18 protein-coding genes and 1 pseudogene are annotated in these 17,870 nt (G+C 66.1%); 17 read left to right on the top strand and 2 right to left on the bottom strand.

What is annotated here, in order from left to right; genetic code table 11:
* A pseudogene (locus U1738_RS19620) lies at window positions 1–96 on the top strand (IS5 family transposase); the annotation flags it as partial.
* 76 nt (window positions 97–172) lie between these two features.
* The gene (locus U1738_RS19615) at window positions 173–1,024 is read left to right on the top strand and encodes a P63C domain-containing protein (RefSeq protein WP_332790719.1); all 852 of its coding nucleotides are present in this window, start codon (window positions 173–175) and stop codon (window positions 1,022–1,024) included.
* Window positions 1,025–1,065: 41 nt separating this feature from the next.
* Here the strand turns inward: U1738_RS19615 and U1738_RS19610 are convergent, their stop codons facing one another.
* Window positions 1,066–1,629, bottom strand: a complete 564-nt coding sequence (locus U1738_RS19610) for a helix-turn-helix domain-containing protein (protein ID WP_332790718.1) — start codon at window positions 1,627–1,629, stop codon at window positions 1,066–1,068.
* A 96-nt stretch (window positions 1,630–1,725) separates the two neighbouring features.
* Here U1738_RS19610 and U1738_RS19605 point away from each other — a divergent pair, with 96 nt between their 5' ends.
* The 6 genes from U1738_RS19605 to U1738_RS19580 are packed head-to-tail and all read left to right on the top strand — an operon-like array spanning window position 1,726 to window position 8,936.
* Entirely contained in the window at window positions 1,726–2,160 is a 435-nt protein-coding gene (locus tag U1738_RS19605; RefSeq protein ID WP_332790717.1) for a DUF6456 domain-containing protein, read from the top strand.
* Window positions 2,157–2,717, top strand: coding sequence for an MOSC domain-containing protein (locus U1738_RS19600; RefSeq protein ID WP_332790716.1), 561 nt, complete (start codon window positions 2,157–2,159; stop codon window positions 2,715–2,717). The genes U1738_RS19605 and U1738_RS19600 overlap by 4 nt, the downstream gene beginning before the upstream one ends.
* A gap of 44 nt (window positions 2,718–2,761) precedes the next feature.
* Window positions 2,762–3,838, top strand: a complete 1,077-nt coding sequence (locus U1738_RS19595) for a DUF2855 family protein (protein WP_332790715.1) — start codon at window positions 2,762–2,764, stop codon at window positions 3,836–3,838.
* A 40-nt stretch (window positions 3,839–3,878) separates the two neighbouring features.
* Window positions 3,879–4,541 carry a glutathione S-transferase family protein gene (locus tag U1738_RS19590; RefSeq protein ID WP_332790714.1) on the top strand — a complete coding sequence of 221 codons (663 nt, stop codon included), beginning with the start codon at window positions 3,879–3,881 and terminating at the stop codon, window positions 4,539–4,541.
* Window positions 4,542–4,560: 19 nt separating this feature from the next.
* Complete coding sequence (dapF, locus tag U1738_RS19585; protein ID WP_332790713.1) at window positions 4,561–5,553, top strand: diaminopimelate epimerase; 993 nt, start codon at window positions 4,561–4,563, stop codon at window positions 5,551–5,553.
* 44 nt (window positions 5,554–5,597) lie between these two features.
* Window positions 5,598–8,936, top strand: a complete 3,339-nt coding sequence (locus tag U1738_RS19580) for a PAS domain-containing protein (RefSeq protein ID WP_332790712.1) — start codon at window positions 5,598–5,600, stop codon at window positions 8,934–8,936.
* Window positions 8,937–9,174: 238 nt separating this feature from the next.
* On the opposite strand, the gene U1738_RS19575 is transcribed toward U1738_RS19580, so the two are convergent.
* Entirely contained in the window at window positions 9,175–9,870 is a 696-nt protein-coding gene (locus U1738_RS19575; protein ID WP_332790711.1) for an aspartate/glutamate racemase family protein, read from the bottom strand.
* 428 nt (window positions 9,871–10,298) lie between these two features.
* Here U1738_RS19575 and U1738_RS19570 point away from each other — a divergent pair, with 428 nt between their 5' ends.
* The 9 genes from U1738_RS19570 to U1738_RS19530 all read left to right on the top strand — a co-directional run bounded on the left by U1738_RS19570 (window position 10,299) and on the right by U1738_RS19530 (window position 17,854).
* Window positions 10,299–10,817: a hypothetical protein gene (locus tag U1738_RS19570; RefSeq protein ID WP_332790710.1), complete on the top strand. Its 519-nt coding sequence runs from the start codon at window positions 10,299–10,301 to the stop codon at window positions 10,815–10,817.
* Entirely contained in the window at window positions 10,814–12,157 is a 1,344-nt protein-coding gene (locus U1738_RS19565; protein WP_332790709.1) for a DNA-packaging protein, read from the top strand. The genes U1738_RS19570 and U1738_RS19565 overlap by 4 nt, the downstream gene beginning before the upstream one ends.
* Window positions 12,158–12,289: 132 nt before the next feature.
* Window positions 12,290–13,480, top strand: coding sequence for an ATP-binding protein (locus U1738_RS19560; protein ID WP_332790708.1), 1,191 nt, complete (start codon window positions 12,290–12,292; stop codon window positions 13,478–13,480).
* Window positions 13,477–14,148: a spermidine synthase family protein gene (locus tag U1738_RS19555; protein ID WP_332790707.1), complete on the top strand. Its 672-nt coding sequence runs from the start codon at window positions 13,477–13,479 to the stop codon at window positions 14,146–14,148. The genes U1738_RS19560 and U1738_RS19555 overlap by 4 nt, the downstream gene beginning before the upstream one ends.
* A gap of 217 nt (window positions 14,149–14,365) precedes the next feature.
* Window positions 14,366–15,496, top strand: coding sequence for a phage portal protein (locus tag U1738_RS19550; RefSeq protein ID WP_332790706.1), 1,131 nt, complete (start codon window positions 14,366–14,368; stop codon window positions 15,494–15,496).
* Window positions 15,493–15,810 carry a DUF6127 family protein gene (locus U1738_RS19545; protein ID WP_332790705.1) on the top strand — a complete coding sequence of 106 codons (318 nt, stop codon included), beginning with the start codon at window positions 15,493–15,495 and terminating at the stop codon, window positions 15,808–15,810. The genes U1738_RS19550 and U1738_RS19545 overlap by 4 nt, the downstream gene beginning before the upstream one ends.
* Entirely contained in the window at window positions 15,807–16,199 is a 393-nt protein-coding gene (locus tag U1738_RS19540) for an HK97 family phage prohead protease (protein ID WP_332790704.1), read from the top strand. The genes U1738_RS19545 and U1738_RS19540 overlap by 4 nt, the downstream gene beginning before the upstream one ends.
* Window positions 16,200–16,215: 16 nt before the next feature.
* Window positions 16,216–16,725, top strand: coding sequence for a HEAT repeat domain-containing protein (locus U1738_RS19535; protein WP_332790703.1), 510 nt, complete (start codon window positions 16,216–16,218; stop codon window positions 16,723–16,725).
* 88 nt (window positions 16,726–16,813) lie between these two features.
* A complete protein-coding gene (locus tag U1738_RS19530; protein ID WP_443027055.1) occupies window positions 16,814–17,854 on the top strand; it encodes a phage major capsid protein in 1,041 nt (346 codons plus the stop codon).
* The last annotated feature ends 16 nt before the right edge of the window (window positions 17,855–17,870 follow it).

The raw sequence follows: 17,870 nt of genomic DNA, 5'->3' as shown, positions 1-17,870 counted from the left end.
AAGGACTGGCGCCGTGTCGCCACACGCTATGATCGATGCCCAACCGTCTTCTTCTCAGCCATCGCGCTCGCCGCAACCGTCATCTTCTGGCTCTGATCAACGAGTCCTGAGCCTAGAGAGCTTTAAAAGCAAGCTACACATTGCAGGTTCGGTCATCCCCTGCGCGGTCGTCATGGGCCCAAACGGGATACAGCGCGTCCTTAGCGAAACCGGTATCACAAATGCGGTACTCGGCGACCGAAGCGGTGCATCGAAGAAATTGAAAAAAGAAGGGGCCCTTTTGCCCCTCTTTGTGGCACCAAGCCAGCTAAAACAGTTTATTACTAGTGAGATGATGGACGGGCCGTTCAAGCCTATCGATTATCTGGATGGAACGCGCGTGGTGCGCGGTTACGACGCCAACATTCTCGTTACCGTCTGCAATATTTGGTTATCTGCACGCGAAGCTGGCGCTCTCCAAACACAGCAGCTTGATAAAGCGAAAAAAGCCGAGATACTGATTCGCGCTCTCGCTGAGACGGCGATCGTTGCGCTGGTAGATGAAGCCACTGGCTATCAGAGCGTACGGCCGCAGAATGCTCTCCAAAATTACTTGGAACTGGTCATTCGCCGCGAGCTTGCTGTATGGGCAAAGAAATTTCCTGATGAGTTTTATGAAAATATCTATCGTTTGAAAGGTTGGACTTGGCCCGGAATGAACAAGAATAGATATAGCGTTGTTGCAAACTACACGACAAACTTGATATATGACCGTCTCGGTCCCGGGATTACCGACGAGTTGGTCCGGAAAACCCCTATGACTGAGAAGGGTTATCGTCCAAATAAGCTGCATCAGTGGTTGTCAGACGAAATTGGCGATCCCATGCTCGCAACCCATATGCATTCGATATTGATGTTTCAGCGGCTTGCTATTGCTAACGGCTACGGATGGAAGCGCTTTCTCCACATGGTTGATCAGGTATTGCCTCGCAAAGGAAATACCTTGGAGCTTCCGTTTGAAATAACTGACTCTGCCGACGAGTAGTGACTAAACTTTGTTTGAGTTAGCCTGCCATTCCACTCTTTCTACAGCGTGCGGACCAGTCGGATAGCGGGGGCGATCCAAGGTGGGTCGGTGACGATCTGCTGGCGGCTGCCGGAGTCGAGCGGCAGGAGGTGGAGCTTGCCGCCGTCGCGGCCGATCAGGCGGCCGAACAGGAAGCGACCGGCGGGGCGCGGGACGAGGACGTCGCGGTTGAACGCGGTGCCGTACGCTTCGGGGGCTATCGTCTCGCACCAGATCTCGTCGCCGCGGCGATAGTCCCCGGTGCCGGCCGTCACGATGATCGCGACGAGGCCGGGCGTGGGCGTGGGCGCGGTGAGCGTGATCGCCTGTCGGGGCGCGGTGACTCCGCTGCCGTCGAGGATCGCGGCGACGGGAATGCCGCTGCGTTCGGGGAGGGTGACGAGATCGGCCGCGACTACCCCTAAGGCGTTTGCGATGCGATTTAGCCAACCAACGGAAACGGTGCGGGTGCCGGTTTCTAGGCGGCCGATCGTCTGGGCGGTGGTGGGGGGTATGCAGGCGCGGGCGACGTCGTCTAGCGTCATGCCCTTGGCGCGGCGGACTTCGCGAATGGCGGTGATCATGCAGCGGGTTCCTAACCAGATCGGTTTTCTCGCTGTCCTACAAAGCTGACATTGTGGCAAGCCCCTCCCCGACTCGGGCGAGACGGGAGCGAGACGATGCGGCAGTTGGCGGAACGGGTGATGGAGGGCGCGGGGCGGCGCAGCGTGACGGTCAATCTGGCGGAATCGCCGCTCGGCTGGCTGCGCGCGCGCGCCCTGATCGATGCGCGGCAGTTCGAGGCGGGCGAGCGGTTGCGCGCGGATTACGAGATGGCGGCGATGGGGCCGCGCGTGACGATGCGGTGGGAAGCGCGGGTGGACGGCGGGGCAGCGGGCCTCGACCCCAGCACCGCGCAGATCGCGGCGAAGCGGCGCTTCGATGCCGCGGTGGAGGCGGTCGGGCCGGGGCTGAACGACGTGCTGTGGCGCGTGGTGTGCGCGTGCGAGGGACTGCCGGCGACGGAAAAGGCGCTGGGCTGGCCGGTGCGCGCCGGGCGGGTCGTACTGACGCTGGCGCTCGACCGGCTGGCGGGCCATTATGGCTTGCGATGAGTGGCGACGAACAAGAGCAGGCGCGGGTGATCGCGGTGGCGGCGGATGGCGAACACCACTTCGCCAAGCCGCGCCGCGACGCGATCCGGCTGGTCGCGGGGCTGGGCGTGGAGGGCGATGCGCATCTGGGCGTCACGGTGCAGCATCTGTCGCGCAAGGCGAAGGATCCGAGCGTGCCGAACCTGCGTCAGGTGCACCTGATCCACGGCGAATTGTTCGACGATCTGGCGGCGCGGGGTTTTATGGTGGAGCCGGGCGAGCTGGGCGAGAACGTCACCACGCGGGGCATCGCGCTGCTCGATCTGCCGGAGGACACGTTGCTGGCGCTGGGCGACGAGGCGATCGTTCGCGTGACGGGCCTGCGCAATCCGTGCGTGCAGATCGACCGGTTCCAGAAAGGGCTGATGGCGGCGACTCTGGACCGCGCGGCGGACGGATCGCTGATCCGCAAGGCCGGGGTGATGGCGGTGGTCGTCACCGGCGGCGTGGTGCGGGCGGGGGATATGGTGCGGGTGGAATTGCCGCCCGGACTTTCGCGGCCGTTGCAGGTGGTTTAAGCTCGGCCTTCTCCCGATCTTCCACCCTGTCGAAAGGCCCGTTCATGCCGATCAAGCGCGAGATGATGGTGCGGCGCGATGCGCTGGAGCAGATTGCGATCAACGAGACGATCGCGCCCGAGCCAAAGGATGGCGAGGTGTTGCTGGAGATCGAGGCGTTCGCGCTGACCGCCAACAACGTGACCTATGCGGTGGTGGGCGAGACGGTGAAATATTGGAACTTCTTTCCCGCACCAGCGGGCTGGGGGATCGTGCCGGTATGGGGCCATGCGCGGGTGGCGGCGTCGCGGCACCCGGAGATTTCGGTCGGCGAACGCGTCTATGGTTATCTGCCGATGGCGACGCATCTGATCGTGCAGCCGGGCAAGGTTTCGGCCGGGCTGTTCCGCGACATGGCAGAGCATCGCCAGCCGATGGCGACGGTCTACAATCAGTATAAGCGGCTGGCGGCGGACCCCTCCCACGATCCGGCGCGCGAGGATGCGCGGATGCTGTTCGAGCCGTTGTTCCTGACCAGCTTCCTGATCGAGGACCAGTTGCGCCGTGCCGACTGGCAGGGGGCGAGCAACGTGATCCTGACCAGCGCCTCGAGCAAGACGGCGATGGGCCTGGCGCATGTCGCGCGTGCCGCCAGCCCGGGCGTGACGCGGATCGGGCTGACCAGCGGCGGCAATGTGGCGTTCGTGGAGGGTACGGGATTGTACGACCGCGTGATGGCGTACGATGCGCTCGACGAGCTTGAGATCGGCGGGAAGGCCGTGGTGGTGGATTTCGCCGGCAATGCCCAATTGCTGGCCGATCTCGCCGCGCGGCTGGGGGAGCAATTGGCCTATGTGCTGAAGGTGGGCGTGACGCATCACGACGAGGGCGAGGCGGTTGCGACATCGGGGCCGAAGCCGGTGTGGTTCTTCGCGCCGGATGCGGCGGCGTCGCTGATCGCGGAGCATGGGCCGGAGGCGTTCCAGGCCGGCGTGGGGGCGCGCTGGTCGGGCTTCGTGGGCGATGCGGACGGCTGGGTGACGGTCGACGCGCGGCGCGGGAGCGACGCGTTGCAGCAGGTGTGGCGCGATCAGGTGGCGGGACGGGCCAAGCCGGATGTGGGATATGTGATGCGGTGGTGATGCGGTTGATAGTGCGCGGTGAAAAAAGGGGAGAAAGCCAATGATCGTCTACGGATCGAGTCTGTCGCCATTCGTGCGCAAGGTGCTGGCGTTCGGGACGGGGAAGGCCATCGCCCTGGACCTGAAGCCCGCGGGCATGGGGCGCGGAGGTCCAGATTTCGAGGAGGCCAGCCCATTCCGCAAGATGCCGGGCTTTCGCGATCCCGGTGCCGATGACGGGCGGGATTTCTGCATCTCGGATTCGACCGCGATCGTCGCCTATCTCGAAGCCCGATTTCCCGATCCGAACCTGATCCCCACCGCGCCGATCGCGCGGGCACGGACGATCTGGTATGAGGAATTCGCCGATACGATCGTCATGGCCGCGGGCGGCAAGATGTTCTTCAACCGCTTCGTCGCGCCCAAGGTCCTGAAGGTTCAGGGCGATACCGGGGTCGCCGACAAGGCCGAGGCGGAGGAATTGCCGGTGCTGCTCGATTATATCGAGCGGGTGGTGCCGGACAGCGGCTTTCTGGTCGAGGATCGCATCACGCTGGCGGATATTTCGGTGGCGTCGCCGTTCGTCAATCTCGCCCATATCGGCGTCGGCGTGGATGCCGCGCGCTGGCCGAAGGCGGCGGCCTATATCGCAGGCATTCTGGCGCGGCCGAGCTTCGCGCCGATCATCGCCAACGAACGCGCGATGGTTGCCGGAATGGGTTGAGCAGCCTAATTCGGGCGGCATGCGGTTCGACTTCATCAAATGCCATGGTTCGGGGAACGATTTTCCGCTGATCGATGCGCGCGGGGTCGTGCTGGACGACGCCGTGTGGGCGGGGGTGGCGCGGGCGTTGGCGGATCGGCGCGGGCCGGTCGGCGGCGACGGGCTGTTGCTGTTGACCGATGGCGACCGGACGCAGGCGTTCGGAATGCGGATGTTCAATTCGGACGGGTCCGAGGCGGAGACCTGCCTGAACGGATTGCGCTGCGTGGCGCGCGCCGGATTCGAGGCGCTGGGGCTGGAGCGGGCCGAGGTGCATCTGAAGACCTCGGTCGCGCATGCCGAACTGGATCGAGCGCTGGCGGCGGGGGTCTATACCGTGCGCGAGACGGCAGGACCGGCGGATCTCGATGTGACGCACTGGCCTTTAACCGGGCTGGAGCCGCACGAGATCGTCGAACAGGTGATCCCGATGTTGCCGACGACGCGCCGCTTCACGGCCGTGGCGATGCCGAACCCGCATCTGGTGAGCTTCGGCGACGACAATGGTGGCGCGATCGACGAGAGCGAACTGGTCGCGGTGGGCAGTGTGTGCGAGTCCGCACCCGACTGGCTGCCCAATCGCGCGAATGTGTCGTTTGTGGGGATGCGGGATGACGGGATCTTCGTGCGCACGTTCGAGCGCGGGGTGGGGCTGACGGACAGTTGCGGGAGCGCGATGGCGGCGTCCGTGTTCGCCGCGTGCCTGACCGGGCGGCGCGCGTTCGGCGCGGAGATGCGCGTGTTCAATCGCGGCGGGCTGGTGCTCGGGCAGGCCGAGAGCGACGGGATGGTGCGCCTGTCGGGCAATGCGACCTGGGAATGGGCCGGATCGGCCGAGGTGGATGCGGCGCGCGGCAGCGCTGGCGACCTGATCGTCACGCGGCACTATAATGACGAGATCGCCGCCTGGGCCGCGGTGGTCGAGGCAGCCGCCCGGGGACCGGCTGCTTCGGGGGCGGAACCAAGCGGCTAAAACACGGTTTTGCCTGCAGCCGGATGGGACCCCGCGCTACAGGCTTGAGGGGCAGACCACTGGACGATTCGCGACTTTCGGACACCGGCTTCCTGACCGGCGGCGGCGAGATGGCGGACCTGATCCGCGACTTCGACTGGTCCGCCACCAGCATCGGCCCGATCGCGGATTGGCCGCAGAGCCTGAGGACCGCCACCGCATTGCTGCTGCGATCCCCCGTCGCGATCGTGATGCTGTGGAGCGACCACGGATACATGATCTATAACGACGCCTATTCGGTGTTCGCGGGCGGGCGGCATCCGCAATTGCTGGGTAGCAAGGTGCTGGAAGGGTGGCCGGAGGTCGCGGACTTCAACGCCCATGTCATGGCGGTGGGGCTCGGCGGCGGCACGTTGGCCTACAAGGACCAGGAACTGACGCTGCACCGGCACGGCGCGGCGGAAAAGGTGTGGATGGACCTGGATTATTCGCCGGTGCTGGATGAGGGCGGCGCGCCGGCGGGCGTGATCGCGATCGTGATCGAGACGACGGCGCGGGTGCAGGCCGAGCGCCACCTGATCGCCGAACACGATTTGATCGCGCAGATGTTCGAACAGGCGCCGGGCTTCATGGCGATGATCGAGGGGCCGAGGCATCGCATCACGATGACCAACCCGGCTTACGACCGCCTGATCGGGCGCGACGACGTTACGGGAATGACGGTGGCCGAAGCGCTGCCCGAGGCGGCGGAGCAGGGCTTCGTCACGATCCTGGACGAAGTGTATGCGACCGGCGTGCCGTTCACCGGCACGGGCGTGCTGTTCCAGGTCGACGACCGGACGACCGGGCGGATCGAGGATCGCCATGTCGATTTCGTCTATCAGCCGATCCGCGATGCGCATGGCGGCGTGACGGGCATCTTCCTGCAAGGATCGGACGTCAGCCAGCGCGTGGCCGGCGAACAGGCGCTGCGCCGGAGCGAGACGGCGTTGCAGCAGGCGCTGTCGGCGGGCGAGGGCATCGGATCGTGGGATTGGGATGTGGTGCAGGACGAGGTGCGCGCCGATGCGCGTTTCGCGAAGATGTACGGCGTGGATCCCGAACGGGCACGGACAGGCGCGCCGATCGACGAATTCTTCGGCGGCATCCATCCCGACGATCAGGCGCGCGTGCAGGCGACGATCGCGCGGGCGCTGTCCGGCGAAGGGCATTTCTCATCCGAATACCGGCTGTTGCAGAAGGACGGCGGCATCCGCTGGGTCGCGGCGCAGGGGCGTGCGACCTTTGCCGAGGACGGCACGCCGCTGCGCCTGCCCGGCGTGACGTTCGACATCACGCGGCGCAAGGCCGCGGACGCGCGGCAGGCGGCCCTGATCGAGCTGGGCGATACGCTGCGCAACATCAGCGATCCGGGCGAGATCGCCAATGCCGCGTCGCGCATCCTGGCCAAGACGATGGGCGTATCGCGCGCCGGATACGGCACGATCGATCCCGAAGCCGAGACGATCACGATCGCCCAAGACTGGAACGCACCGGGCACTAGAAGCATCGCGGGCGTGCTGCACTTCCGCGATTATGGCAGCTATATCGACCAGCTTAAGGCGGGCGAGACGGTGGTGATTCCCGACGCGGATACCGATCCGCGCACATCCGCGACGGCGGAGGCGCTGAAGGCGATCCACGCCTGGTCGCTGATCAACATGCCGCTGCTGGAACAGGGCCGGTTCGTCGCTTTGGTGTTCGTCAATTGCGCACGCGCGCGGGAGTGGAGCGAGGACGATCTGTCGCTGATGCGCGACTTCGCCGAACGGGTGCGCGTGGCGACCGAGCGCGCGCGCGCCGAACTGGCGTTGCGCGCCGCGAACGAGACGCTGGAACACCAGGTGCAGGCGCGTACCGCCGAACTGGCCGAGAAGGTGGCGCGGCTGCGCGAGATTTTCGAGACGAGCTTTGGGTTCCAGGGCATGCTGACCCCGGAGGGACGGCTGGTCGATGCGAACAAGACGTCGTTGGCGGCAGCGCGCGTGCGCCTGCCCGACGTGGCGGGCCAGCTTTATTGGGAGACGCCGTGGTTCGCCGACACGCCGGGCATGGCGGACACGATCCGCGAAGGCGTGGCGCAGGCGGTGACGGGCGATGTGTTCCGGCAGGAGGTGCTGCTGAAGCTGCCGGTCGGCGGGTGGCGCTGGTTCGATCTGGTGATGCGCGCGATCCGCGATCCCGCCGGCGAGGTGATCGGCATCGCGCCCGAGGCGAGCGAGACGACCGAGCGGCGCATGGCCGAGGAGGCGCTCAGGCAAAGCCAGAAACTGGAGGCGATGGGTCAGCTGACCGGCGGGGTGGCGCATGATTTCAACAATCTGCTGACCCCGATCATCGGCAGCCTGGACCTGTTGCAGCGGCGCGGGATCGGCGGCGAGCGCGAACAAAGGCTGGTGGCCGGCGGACTGCAATCGGCCGAGCGCGCCAAGACGCTGGTGCAGCGCCTGCTCGCCTTCGCACGGCGCCAGCCGTTGCAACCGCAGCCGGTGGACGTGGCGCAGGTGATCGGATCGATGCGCGATCTGGTGGCGAGCAGTTCCGGCCCGCGCGTGCGGCTGGAGATCGCGCTGGCCGAGGCGCTGCCCGCCGCGACCGCCGAGGTGAACCAGCTCGAGATGGCATTGCTCAACCTGGCGGTGAACGCACGCGACGCGATGCCCGACGGCGGCACGCTGACGATGCGTGCGGACACGCTGCGCGTCGGCCCCGGCGACGCGAAGGTCGCGCCCGGCACCTATGTGCGGATCGCGGTGAGCGATACCGGCAGCGGGATGGACGCCGCGACGCTGGCGCGCGCGATCGAGCCGTTCTTCTCGACCAAGGGGATCGGCAAAGGGACCGGGCTCGGCCTGTCGATGGTGCACGGGCTGACTTCGCAACTCGGTGGCGGATTGCGGATCGACAGCCGCGTCGGGCTGGGCACGACGGTGGAGATGTTGCTGCCGGTCGCCGAAACGGCTGCGGAGACGGGAGCGGGCGTGTCCACGGAGACTGCGGCGGAGACGGGGATCGCGCGGGCATCGGGCCGGGTGCTGCTGGTCGACGACGAGGATGGGGTGCGCGTGGCGACCGCCGACATGCTGACCGAGCTGGGCTATGACGTGACCGAGGCGGAGTGCGGGGCGGACGCGCTCGACTGGCTGGACCGGCGCGGCTTCGACCTGCTGATCAGCGACCATATGATGCCGGGCATGGCCGGCACCGAGGTGGCACGCGCCGCGCTGGCGCGGTTCCCGGCGCTGCGCGTGCTGATCATCTCGGGCTATGCCGAGGTGGAGAGCGTGGCGGCGGACTTGCCGCGCCTGACCAAGCCCTTCCGCGCGGGGGATTTGGCGGAGGCGATTGCGGGGTTGGGGGAGTAGGGGGCTTGCCGCTGATCCATGGCTGCCATCGCCACACCCGGACATTCAATGGGCAATTCGCACTCCCGAAAGCGGTCATTTGTTCAGCACGGCCATTCCCGATTCTCCATCTCCGAGTGGCAATTTCGGGAAAGAGCAATCGGGAACAGATTTTGGGAAAGCGAAACCCGCCTCCGGCCGTCAGCCCGATCGGTGGGGCTGGTTTCCTGCTCTACGTTCGTTTGAGGGAACGCGGCGTTTAGCCGGACAACGCCATCTCGATCGCCGCTGCCGCATGGAGGGCGGTCGTGTCGAAAATCGGCACCTGACTGTCTTCCGGCCGGACTAGCAGCATGATTTCGGTACATCCCAAGATCACCGCCTCCGCGCCGTTCCCAACCATTCGGGCAATGATCGCGCGGTAAGCATCACGCGATGCCGGCAGGACCTTACCCGCGACCAGCTCCTCATAGATGATTCGATGTACGATCGCGCGGTCTTCGTCGTTCGGAACGATGACATCAAGGCCGTGCTGATCGGTGAGCCGTCCCCTGTAGAAGGCGTGTTCCATTGTGAACGCGGTGCCGAGTAGTCCGACCTTCCTGATGTTGGCGGCCTTGATGCGCTCGGCCGTGGGATCGGCGATATGAAGCAGAGGCACGCCCACCGCCGCCTGAACGTCGGCCGCCATGCGGTGCATGGTGTTGGTGCAGATCAGCAGCATGTCCGCACCGCCCGCTTCAAGGCGCCGTGCCGCATCGACCATGCAAGTCGTCAGGCCGGGCCAATCGCCCCTATGCTGCAAATCCTCGATTTCCGCGAAGTTGAACGACCACAGAAGGCACCGGGCCGATGCGGTCGGGCCGAGCTGGTCCCGCACCCCCTCATTGAGGATGCGGTAATATTCGGCGGAACTCTCCCAGCTCATACCGCCGATCAAACCGATCATCTTCATGGCTCAATATGCTCCGCTCTCATCCGCCGTTCGACCACACCTATGAGTTTCGAGAAGCCTGTCACGTTATCTTTTCATCATCCTTTTTGGGAAAGGAGACAGCTGCCCAATGTCGGCTATCGCCACGCGCCCTTCCGAAAGCTGACGGCCTGCTCTCCACCACAGTCGGACCTCCCGTGTGATCGGTCACCTTCCTAAGAGCGGACGGGCCGGACCTTGGCTTTGTTGACGGCAGGACCGAAGGTATGCTGCGGCCCGCATGCATTTAGCCGTTTAGAACCAAATAGGTTATTCAGCTTGACATCGTCACGCTCATTGGGTACAAAGCAGGAACGTTGAAGAATTGCGAGTCGGGCGGCGGGAATGTCGTTCGGGATGGGCCGGGGCGGTGACGCCTGCGGCCCGTTCTCGTTTAGGGGGATGCGGCGATGGCGGATGTCACGGGGAGCAACAAGCGGCGCGTGCAGGTGCGGGCGCGGCGCAAGGACGGGTGGACCAAGAGCAAGCGGGCGATCTTCCTGAACGTGCTGGCCGCGACGTGCAATGTGCGGGCGTCGGCGCAGGCGGCGGGCAAGACCGAGCAGACGGCGCGTGCGTTGCGACACCGCGATGGCGAATTCTCGGTGTTGTGGGAAGAGGCGCTGGAGGCCGGGTACGAGCGGCTGGAAACGGAATTGCTCGCGCGGGCGCTGGGCCAGGTGGCGAGCGGCAACAATCCCGCGGCGGACGAGATCGCGGCGGCGGAGACGCCGACCTATGCGTTCGATCCTGCCTTGGCGATAAGGGTGCTGCAGTTGCGTGGCGATCGTGGACGCGGGGTGGGGCAGGGTTCCGGCCAAGGTTCCGGCCGGGGATCTGGAAGGGCGATGAAGCCGCGCATGACGCAGGGCGAGGTGGATGCCGCGTTGCTGGCGCGGATCGATGCGCTGGCGGCGCGGAAAGCATGAGCGCGCACGAACGGGTCGCATTGTTCGACCAACTGGCGGAATTGCCGCAGGATGAAAGGTGGCGGACGTTGCTCGGGCTGACGCCTGCGCAGCGCTGGGAATTGTATCACGACTGGTCCGGATGGGCGCATGAAGGGCAGGTGCCGCCGCCGGGCGACTGGCGGGTGTGGGTGATCCGGGCCGGGCGCGGTTTCGGGAAGACGCGCGCCGGGGCGGAATGGGTAAGCGATGTGGCGCGGGCGATGCCGGGCGCGCGGATCGCTTTGGTCGGTGCGACGGCGGACGAAGTGCGCCGGGTGATGATCGAAGGCGATGCCGGGTTGCTGGCGGTGGCGCGTAGCGACGAACCGATCCGCTGGCGCAAGCAGGCGGGCGAGGTGGACTTCGCCTCCGGTGCGACGGGCTATCTGTTCGCCGCCGCTGCGCCCGAGAAACTGCGTGGCCCGGCGCATCACGCGGCCTGGTGCGACGAGCTGGCGAAATGGCGGTACGGCGACGTGGCGTGGGATAATCTGGTGCTTGGCCTGCGCCTGGGCGATCAGCCGCGCGTGGTGGTGACGACGACGCCCCGGCCGGTGGCGCTGATGCGCCGCGTGCTGACCGGCAAGGACGTGGTGGAAACGCGCGGGCGGACGTTCGACAATCCGCATCTTCCATCGGCGACCCGGCAGTCGCTGGAGGATCTGTATGCCGGATCGCGGCTCGGGCGGCAGGAGCTGGACGGCGAGCTGATCGACGATGTCGAGGGTGCGCTGTGGACGCGGGATATGATCGAGGCGTGCCGTTTGGGGGCGGGAGACGCGCCGGGGCGGGACGATCTGGTGCGCGTGGTGGTGGCGGTGGATCCGCCGGCGGGGACGATATCGGGCACCGGCGGCGATGCGTGCGGCATCGTGTGCGTCGCGCTGGGCCATGACGGGCTGGGCTATGTGCTGGAGGATGCGACGGTGAAAGCCCGGTCGCCCGAGGGCTGGGCGCGGGCGGTGGCGGCGTGCGCGGCGCGGTGGCAGGCGGACCGGGTGGTGGCGGAGCGCAACCAGGGTGGCGAGATGGTGCGCAGCGTGCTGAAGGCGGCGGACGCCGCGCTGCCGATCAGGTTGGTGCATGCGAGCCGCGGCAAGGTGGCGCGGGCCGAGCCGGTGACGGCGTTGTACGAGACGAAGCGGGTGCGGCATGTCGGCGCCGGGCTGGGCGCGCTGGAGGATGAATTGTGCGGGCTGGTGGTCGGCGGGGCTTATGTGGGCGCAAGCCGGTCGCCGGACCGGGCGGATGCCCTGGTGTGGGCGCTGACCGAATTGATGCTGAGCAAGCATGGGAATGCGGCAGTGTGGCAGTTGTAAGGTCGGTATCCGGGGGGCGGAATAGATAAGTTTACGCGGTTATAGACAAAAAGACGTATGACTACATAAACTCTGGATATCCTCGGTTTATACGGTTATAGAAGATTTTCCATATAACAGGATAAACTTGATATGGATGCGGTCCGAAATCCTTACGCGCCGGGGGCGGGTAACCCGCCGCCGGAGCTGGCCGGTCGAACAGAGGTGCTGGAGACGGCGAAAACCGCACTGGCGCGCGTGGCATTGCGCAGATCGGTTCAATTTCCGATCCTGGTCGGGCTGCGCGGCGTCGGCAAGACGGTGCTGCTGGTGCGGATCAAAGAGATGGCCGACATGACTGGCTATCTCACGATCGATATCGAGGCGCACGAGGGCAAGACGTTACCGCAGCTTATCGTCCCCGGAATCCGGAAATGCCTGTTCGCGCTCAGCGGTATCGAAAATGCCAAGGAAAAGGCGCGACGGGGATTGCGGATCCTCAAGGGGTTTCTGGGTGGCCTCACGATCAGCGTGGGGGATATCGACATCGGGATCGATGCCGAACGCGGCGTGGCGGATAGCGGTGATCTCGAAGCGGATCTGCCGGAAATGCTGGTGTCGCTGGGCGAGGCGGCCGCAGCGGCCAACCGGCCGGTGGCCATCATCATCGACGAACTGCAATATCTCTCGCCGCCCGAATTCAGCGCGCTCATCATGGCGATGCACAAGATAAACCAGCGGTCGCTGCCGTTGGTTCTGGTCGGCGCGGGACTGCCCCAGATATTGGGCCTTGCGGGGAATTCCAAATCCTATGCCGAACGACTGTTCAGCTACCCCAAGATCGGAGCGCTGGCGGAGATCGATGCGATTGCTGCGATGGTCAATCCGGCGGAGGACGAGGGCGTGACGATCGATGCGAACGCCGTGCAGGAGATCATGCGTCTAACCGAGCGCTATCCGTATTTTATCCAGCAATGGTCGCACGATGCCTGGAACATCGCACAGGGTCCGACGATCACGAAATCAGACGTGGAGCGGGCAACGCCCATATCGATAGCGTCACTCGACCAAAGTTTCTTCCAGGTCCGGTTCGACCGGTGCACGCCGAGCGAGAAGAAATACATGCGCGCTCTGGCCGAGCTCGGGCCGGGCCAGCATCGATCGGGGGATATCGCGGAAAGGCTGTCGCTCAGCACGACGAGCGCGGCACCGACCCGAAGTGCGCTCATCAAGAAAGGCATGATCTATTCGCCGATCTATGGCGACACGGCCTTCACCGTGCCGCTCTTCGACGATTACATGCGCCGTGCGATGCCGCTGGCAAGAAAAGGTGACGGATCGTGACGCCCATGGAATTGATCGATGTCGCCGAGGTGCCGGGCGGGCCGCCGCTCAGGCTGTTCCGGCGCGGCAAGGATCATATGATCCTGCTGGAGCGCAATGAATTGATGAACAGCCGGATGAGTGGTTCGGAGGAAGCGCTGGCGGTGATGACGTGCGCTCGGCTGGGCAAGCGCAAAGGTCTGCGCATGCTGATCGGCGGGTATGGCATGGGGTTCACGCTGCGCGCGGCTTTGGCCGAGCTGGACGCGGATGCGCGGATCGAGGTGGCGGAGCTGGTGCCGCAGATCCTGGACTGGGCGCGCGGGGCGATGGCGGAGCTGACGGGTGACTGTCTGGAGGACCGCCGCGTCGAGATCGTGTTCGAGGATGTCGCGGTGCCGATCATGGCGGGCGCGGGCACGTATGACGCGATCCTGCTGGATGTCGATAACGGGCCGGACGGGCTGGTGCGGGAGCGCAACGGGCGGCTCTATTCGGCGCGCGGGCTGGCGGCGGCGCGGGATGCGCTGACGCCCGGCGGGGTGCTGGCGGTATGGTCGGCGGGATCGGACGAGAAATTCACGCGGCGGCTGCGCGATGCGGGCTTCGCGGTGGACGAGGTGGCGGTGAAGGCGCGATCGAACGGCAAGGGGCCGCGGCATGTGATCTGGTTCGCGACGCGGGGGTAGGGCGCGCGTTTTCAGAAGTGAAGTTTTTCACGCGAAGGCGCGAAGCAGCTCTTCGTGACGGCGTCGTGCCTTCGCGCGAACCCGTTCTGCACGCAACAAGGTGAAATGGCGCGGACGCAGGTGAAGGGCGGGTCCGGCGGAGAGCGGGGGTGCTCGCTTCGCTCGCCCCCACCCCAACCCCTCCCCTGAAGGGGATGGGCTTTAGAGGAGCATCGACATGAAATTGTTCGGCTGGAAATCGGCCGGGCGCGGGGAATCGCGTCCGGTCTTGTCGCGGGTGTGGGGCACGCGGATGGTGGGGGAATGGCCGGCGTCGTACGAGGCGCAGGTGCGGGCGGCGTATCTGGACAATGCCATCGCGCAACGATCCGTGCGGCTGGTGGCGGACGGGTTGGGGGAGGCGCCGCTGCGCGTGTCTTCGCCGGAGATCGAGCGGCTGATCCGGACGCGCTCGGGCGGGCAGGCGTTGCTGGGGACGCTGGCGGCGCACGTGCTGTTGCACGGCAACGCCTATGTGCAGATCCTGACCGACGATGCGGGGACGGTAGTGGATCTGTTCGCGCTGCGCCCCGAACGCGTGTCGGTGGTGGCGGATGCGGGCGGGTGGCCGGTCGCCTATGATTACAAGGTCGGCGACCGGACGGTGCGGCTGGCGGCGGAGGACCCGGACGGGCGGGTCGGGATCGTGCAGATCAAGGCGTTCCATCCGCTGGACGATCATGCCGGGCTCGGCTGTCTCGGCGCGGCGGCGGGCGCGATCGCGGTGCACAATGCGGCGGCGAAGTGGAACGCGGCCTTGCTGGGCAATGCGGCGCGGCCGTCGGGCGCGTTGGTGTATGATTCGGGCGACGGCGTGGGCCTGTCGGCGGACCAGTTCGCGCGGCTGAAGGCGGAAATGGAGGCGGGCTTTTCGGGTGCGGCCAATGCCGGGCGGCCGATGCTGCTGGAAGGCGGGCTCCGGTGGCAGACGCTGTCGCTGACGCCGGCGGACATGGATTTCGCCGGCATGCGCGCCACGGCGGCGCGGGAGATCGCGATGGCGTTCGGGGTGCCGCCGATGCTGCTCGGCCTGCCGGGCGACGCGACCTATGCCAATTACCGCGAGGCGAACCGGGCGCTGTGGCGGCTGGCGATCCTGCCGCTGGCGGGATCGATCCTGGCCGGGGTGGCGCAGGGCCTGCGGGGGTGGTTCCCGCAAGCCGAGGCGAGCGTGGACCTCGATCGGTTGACCGCGCTGGCCGAGGATCGCGAGCGGCTCTGGGCGCAGGTGAGCGCGGCGGATTTCTTGAGCCGGGAAGAGAAAAGGGCGATTGTGGGGCTTGGGATGAGCGTGGAGGGGCAGACATGAGCGGGGCGGTGCTGGCGCAATTGATGGCGCAGACGATAGCGCACATGGGGGAGGGCGGCGCGGATCTGGTGGCGCTGCGTGCGATCGCCGAGGAAGCGGGCGAACTGGGTGCGAGCCGGGCGCTGTCTCGGCTGGGCCTCGAGGATGCGGGGGCGGCGAAGGACATGGCCGAATTGCGCGACCTGCTGACGGCGTGGCGCGAGGCGAAGAAGTCGCTGTGGCAAGCGCTGTTCGGCTGGGTGGTGCGGATGCTGCTCGTGCTGGTGCTGGCGGGGCTGGCGGTGAAGCTGGGGCTGTCGGGGGTGTTGAAGTGAGCGTGCGGTTCGCGGGCTATGCGGCGGTGTTCGACCGGGTGGATCGCGGTGGGGACGTGGTGCGGGCGGGGGCGTTCGGTTCGGTGGGGCCGGTGCCGTTGTTGTGGCAGCATCGCGGGAGCCCGGTCGGGGTGGTCGAGCGGCTGGCCGAGGACGCGCGTGGGCTGCGCGTGATCGGGCGGATCGAGGATGCGGGACTGGCCGGGCTGGTGGCGAGCGGTGCGGTGCGGGGGCTTTCGTTCGGATACCGCGTGGTGGCGGCGCGGGAGGGGCGGGTGCGCGAACTGACGGGGGTGGAGCTGATGGAGATCAGCCTGGTCGCGCAGCCCATGCAGGCACTGGCGCGGGTGCATGCGGTGGAAGGGACGGCTGGCCATCAGGCGACTTGAGTGGCAATCCGGCGCGATGGCCGACGATCAGGAACCATATCGTCCCGCATCGGATTTCCTGATGCTGCTGATCGACGAGGCGATCACGCTGACCGGCATATTCGGGGCCGCCAATCTGGCGCAGTTGATCGGGCTGACGCGCGACGAGGATATGTCGAACCGCGATTGGGCGGTGTTTCTGCTTTCGCAAAGCGAGGCCGATTCCCCGGCGGTACGGCAAGCGTTGCGGGACGCGCTGCAGGATAGCGAAGACAAGGTGCGGCTGGAGGCGATCATCGGCATCGCCAAGCGCGAGCCTGCGTTCGCACTGCCGCTAGTCGTCGCTTTACTCGAACAGACCTGGATCGATTCCATGGCGATCGAGGCGGCAAGCTATGTCGCCGATCCATCGCTGTTGCCGCTGCTCGAAGCGATCAAGCGCGATACGCCGGATTGGGATGACGGAATGTTCGGGATCGCGATGCGCGACGCGATCGAGAGTTGTACCTCCGGCATCCAGCCGGAGTGGCGAAATTTCTCCGACTGAGCCGGGGAAGAATTGGTGTGCCTGAAGGCGCGTCGCGATTGTGCGGCGCGCCTTTTTCTTTGGGAGAACGAGCATGAGCGATGTGAACATGGACACGTTGGAAGCGAGCTTCGCAGGCGTGAATCTGGGCAGCGGCGGGGGCGTGCGGCCTTTGCTGGAGGGGGCTCGCGCGGCGGGTGAGGGTGCGTTTGGCGGGTTCCTGCGCAGTGGTGCCAGTGTCGAGATGAAGTCGTTCACCGGCTTGACCGGCGATGCGGGCGGCTATGCGGTGCCGCGCGAGATCGATGCGGTGATCGATGCGACGTTGAAGTCGATCTCGCCGATCCGCAGCGTGGCGAATGTAGTGCAGGTGGGCACCGCGGGATATCGCAAGCTGGTGACGACCGGGGGCACGCCGTCCGGCTGGGCGGCGGAGACCGGGCCGCGCGCCGAGACGGCGACGCCGGTGTTCACCGAGATCGTGCCGCCGATGGGCGAATTGTTCGCTAATCCTTCGGCGAGCCAGGCGATGCTCGACGATGCGGCGTTCGATGTCGAGGCGTGGTTGGCGAGCGAGATCGCGATGGAATTCGCCAAGGCCGAGGGCTCGGCCTTCGTTACGGGCAACGGGACCAATCGTCCGAAGGGGTTTTTGCAGGCGGGCACTTCGGCGGCTTCCGATGCGACGCGGACCTTCGGCCAGTTGCAATATCTGCCGTCCGGCGCGGCGGGGGATTTCGGGACCAACCCGCAGGACCGGCTGATCGATCTGGTCCAGGCGCTCCGCGCGCCGTACCGGCAGGGGGCTGTGTTCGTGATGAATGCGGCGACCGTTTCGCGCATCCGCAAGTTCAAGACGGCGGACGGGCAGTTCCTGTGGGTGCCGTCGCTTGCCGCGGGGCAGGCGGCGACGTTACTCGGCTATCCGGTGATCGAGGCGGAGGACATGCCGGACGTGGCGGCCAATTCCTTGTCGGTGGCGTTCGGCAATTTCCGCGCCGGCTATCTGATCGCGGAGCGCAGCGAGACGGTGATCCTGCGCGATCCGTATTCGAACAAGCCGTTCGTGAATTTCTACGCGACGAAGCGGATCGGCGGGTGCGTTTCGAATTCGGAGGCGATCAAGGTGATGAAGTTCTCGGCCTCGTAGGGCGTTTGCCTCTTCC

This window comes from Parasphingomonas caseinilytica, assembly GCF_036663755.1.
Classification (GTDB): domain Bacteria; phylum Pseudomonadota; class Alphaproteobacteria; order Sphingomonadales; family Sphingomonadaceae; genus Sphingomonas.
Note: the sequence above shows the minus strand (reverse complement) of the source record. Positions and strands in the feature narration are given on the sequence as shown.